The organism is Aneurinibacillus aneurinilyticus ATCC 12856 (genome assembly GCF_000466385.1).
Classification (GTDB): domain Bacteria; phylum Bacillota; class Bacilli; order Aneurinibacillales; family Aneurinibacillaceae; genus Aneurinibacillus; species Aneurinibacillus aneurinilyticus.
In genome coordinates, this window is sequence record NZ_KE952892.1 from 25,371 (window position 1) to 29,482 (window position 4,112).

General features: G+C 38.5%; 4 protein-coding genes. 2 read left to right on the top strand and 2 right to left on the bottom strand.

Translation table 11 applies throughout. The annotated features are described in order from the left end of the window. On the top strand, nucleotides 1-674 hold a 674-nt coding region (locus tag HMPREF0083_RS22115), incomplete at its 5' end, for a hypothetical protein (protein ID WP_021624078.1). 590 nt (nucleotides 675-1,264) lie between these two features. Beyond that, nucleotides 1,265-1,549, top strand: coding sequence for a hypothetical protein (locus HMPREF0083_RS22120; RefSeq protein ID WP_021624080.1), 285 nt, complete (start codon nucleotides 1,265-1,267; stop codon nucleotides 1,547-1,549). Nucleotides 1,550-1,728: 179 nt separating this feature from the next. Here the strand turns inward: HMPREF0083_RS22120 and HMPREF0083_RS22125 are convergent, their stop codons facing one another. Together HMPREF0083_RS22125 and HMPREF0083_RS22130 are read right to left on the bottom strand one after the other, a co-directional pair. Beyond that, complete coding sequence (locus HMPREF0083_RS22125; RefSeq protein WP_245191369.1) at nucleotides 1,729-2,418, bottom strand: DNA-methyltransferase; 690 nt, start codon at nucleotides 2,416-2,418, stop codon at nucleotides 1,729-1,731. A 455-nt stretch (nucleotides 2,419-2,873) separates the two neighbouring features. Further along, on the bottom strand, nucleotides 2,874-3,602 hold the full coding sequence (locus HMPREF0083_RS22130; RefSeq protein WP_021624082.1) for a hypothetical protein: 729 nt from the start codon (nucleotides 3,600-3,602) through the stop codon (nucleotides 2,874-2,876). Nucleotides 3,603-4,112 lie beyond the last annotated feature (510 nt).

Consider the following 4,112-nt stretch of genomic DNA (forward strand, 5'->3'; position numbering starts at 1 on the left):
TCTATACGAAAAAAGAGCTGAAAGCGGCGCTGGAGGAAGCAGCGACGTTCTTAAAGTTGGAAATTACTACAGTACGTGGCATTGAGAAAGTCACCGTACATGGGCTACAGGAGGAGTATGCCCGTCAATCGGCACTTGAAAATGTAGGGGAGTATGAATGGCTGGATGAGCAGCTGGTGAAGCTCAATGCTGAAGACCTAGTGTCAAAAACGGCACGCCGGGATTTGCTCAAACTGAAAAGTGAGTACATCAACCGGTTTGCCGAAGCAGGCAAAAAAATGTTTGTCCAAGCGCTTGAAAAGCTGTCTAGCTCTTACAAGCTTTTACATAAAGAACTAACAAAAGAAGGCGAGATCGGTCGTTACTTCCGTAGCATCCTGGACGAGCTGGCAGAAAAGGCATTGCCGTTTCTTCAGAAGCAGCTTATAACGGCCAAAAATGCCCTGACAACGACACAGTTCCTTCCGATGAAACAAGATACGCCAGAGGCCTCTACAGCCGAGCAGTGGGCTTCCTGGTTCCGTAGAAGGGTAGAGCAGCTGCAGCTGGCGATCGGATGGATCACACATAAGCAAAAGCAACCAGCTGCCTTAGCCAGCACAGGACAGGCCCTACCGGCTATAGACAAATTTCCTTTCTATAATTGGCTAGAAGCCGAGGATGGGGAGGAGTAGGCGAATCATACATAATCCAATTTCATATTTAGCCTGGCAACCGACGGATTCCCTGTGGAATCGGCCGGTTTTTGGCGTGCTGTTTTTTTATAGGGGAGGTACGGCAGCCGTCGAATATATCCGGAATAGAAGTGAAGAACCTGGATGATTGAATGATGAGGCCCTCAACTATCCAAAAACAAATGACAAAATCAAACTATTTTCCCTTTTATCGTCATTATTTTTCTGTGGATTCTAGGTAAATATATTGTGGATTCTAACCTTACTGATATAAAAACTAGATGGGTGTCTGTGATTTCCGGATTTTTTGATCCATTTTCTTTCTGTTAGGAAGCCTAAAGCCTTCAGGCTCAAAGGATTACGGCGCTCGTAAAATTTCCTAATGGGTTTTAAAGAACTGGGGTTAAAGAAATGGGGTATTATATAGACTTATACTTATTATTCCCAAAATATAAGAACATAAAAAAATAAAGAACTTATTAAGGGCCACACTTCAAAATCTTAAAAATCAATAGTACTTTCTATCAATAGGGTTTACTCTAATGATAAGATTAAAATTATGAGATATAGGACTGAAGGAAGGTGGACTAATGACAATACGTACTGTATATCCAATAAAGTACTACAGCAAGGAAGGTTTTATTGAACGAAAATTAGAGATCAATGAGGAGGACTTACAGGAAATCATTGAAGATTACTTAAGAAGAAATTATGATTTTGATTTTGATGAAGTCGAAATCGTCAATAACCGTCCAATGAACATATGGCTTTATGCTAAGTGTAGAACATATATTGACCCCGATAATCCTGAAAAAGACGAAGCACTGTTTGATGCGGAAGTAGAAATTACAGGGAACTATGACGGGAATCCATGATAGACTGGGGCTCACTATAAATATTCTCCATAGTGGCCTCTCATTCCTCGAATCGTTTCTGGATAAGGACTTTTTGGAAAATGAAAACCAGCCTAGCAAGAAGCGTTGTAGGCTGGTTTTGTATATTAACTCTCGATGAGAGATTATTTTCGATTGTCATAAAGAATTGTGATGTTCATTCATATATGTATACGCTCATACCGCTTTATAGTGTCATTGTAATAACCTGTATCGATCTCAAATCCATAAAAATCTCGTTTTAAATTAAATGCTGCTTCCATAGAAGCACCTATGCCAGTAAAAAAATCAACGACTAATTCCCCTGGTTGGCTGCTATTTTGTATCATTATCTCAAACAATTCCGTTGGTTTCTCAGTAGGGTGACATGTTTGATTCCCAGGGATTCGTTTGATTTTCCATATGTCAGGCGTGTTGCGTGTTGAAACGCGCCGAACCTTATGAGCTCCCTTTACTGCAAAAATCACAAGTTCATGCTGGAAGCGATATTGCCATCCCATTCCAAAACTAACCTTGTCCCAGACAATTAAATTTTTAATGTGGAATCCGACTCGCTGCATCCATCGGAATAGGAAAGGGTACATTCTCCAATCAATGCAAACATAGATGTGGTGCTTCGGCTTCAATATACGGTACGCTTGGCGTAGCCATTGTAAGCTAAAGCGCTGATAGTCCCGAAAGGAAAGCTTATCATTTTCTATGATGTGAAAACGTGGTTTTTTGGTTCGAGTTTGAGTTGTTCCCCCAAAGCCCAGATTAAAAGGAGGATCAGTAACGATAAGGTCTACAGAGTCATCTTCGAGAAATTGTTCACTACCAGTAATGCAACACATATTTTTTATTGTGATCAAGTAAGGATCATTCCTTTCCTTTACCTCAATTATACAGGAACAAACGTTCTTGTTTCAATGGTTAAATACCAATAATTTCATCTTTGTTGCGTTGTGTTTGGGTTGTTAGTATAATAGGTAGTAATAACACATAAAATAAGAAAAGACCGCTGGTGCTGCCAACACCAAGCGGCCTGTGTACAATAGGTGTTCCCGTTAAGAGGGACAGCTCATAAGGTTACAAAAAATAGACCTCTCCTTTGCTTGCAGGCTCAAGGGAGGTCTATCTGCGTTTCATGGCGATAGCAACAATTGCTATGATAACACTCAGAAAGCCTACGATAAATAATCCGAACGTAAGCGTCTGCATGTTGGCCTCATATATTGTCACGCACATCACCCCCTTTCTGTAAGGGAGCGAGCTGACCTGCCCTTGAGGAGCCGATTCTATTGTACAAACTCGATTATATCACAGTCTAATCCTCAAGGATTTTATTAACTATTTTTTTTACGTCAGAACCGTAAATTTCTTTATACTCTTGAATGACAGAGTATAATTTTTCATCTAAATTTTTCTGCTTTGGACTTTTACTTGTTTGCAATACATCTAATGCTTGCAAAACAATATCCCTGCCTATAGAGCTGCGTTTTATGGATTTAGTATTAAACTTGGCTGCAAGCTCATCCATAAATTCTATAGTATGTTCATCCAGGTAAACTTTAAAGCGTTCGCTCGTGTCTTTCTTTTCTTTTAATACATCCTCACTAGAAGGAGTATATTCGCTTAAAATAAAGTCCTCAATAAAGATACTTCTTTGCTTGGCTGGAACAAATTGATTTAAGGCCTTTACCGTTCCTTTTGGAACATAAAAAACAATTTCTTTTCGTTTTCCTGCTTCAATAGGGTTATCTTCATATTTTTTTATCATGCGTTGTAATACATCTCGCATGATAGTAGAACGATTTATTCCTAGTCCTTGATTTGCAGCTGCTTTTATAAGTGCATCTATTTTGGATATAGCTGATTCATTTAGATAAAAAGGGTATACTTCATTTTCTTTTGGTATACTTTGTAATTCATCTAGATTTGTAGGTAAAGAGTAGTCATGTATAATATAGTCTCGAATAATACGGGAACGCTTCCCTGATGGAATCACTTCCTGTAATTTTTCAATCGTTCCCTTTTCTAAATTGAATGTATACATGGAAAACCTCCTTATTAACACCATTATAATACAAAGGGTACAAAATGGCAAATGAGATAATATTCTACCTGTATAAAATGAAATTTCCCGAACTTGGCAAAAGTTCGGGATCGCAGTTTTTGAGATATACAATATCAAAAAAGGGTACCGTGAACGACCCACCACTTAACACCTAACGATTTTTGAAGTGGGGGCTTCTCGACTTATCGTTGCTTCTAGTAGCCAATGAAAACTGACCGAGCTATCCCTCTTGTTCCAAGAGTTCTTTTTATTATTTAAACTTAACATATGCACTAATCGTGCTCAATAAGCAAATACATGTAAATTCGCAATTAAGCTGAATTGAGAAATATAAATGTTTGCTACTATCGCTCTTATTACTCTTGTGGCTGGTTATGTTCATAGATTTTCACAAGTTTATTGACTTCATCATTTACATAGCTGATTTGCGCGATGTTATCAGGAAACGAATAGTAATCTTCTTTGAAAAATTCAATGAGCTTACCGATA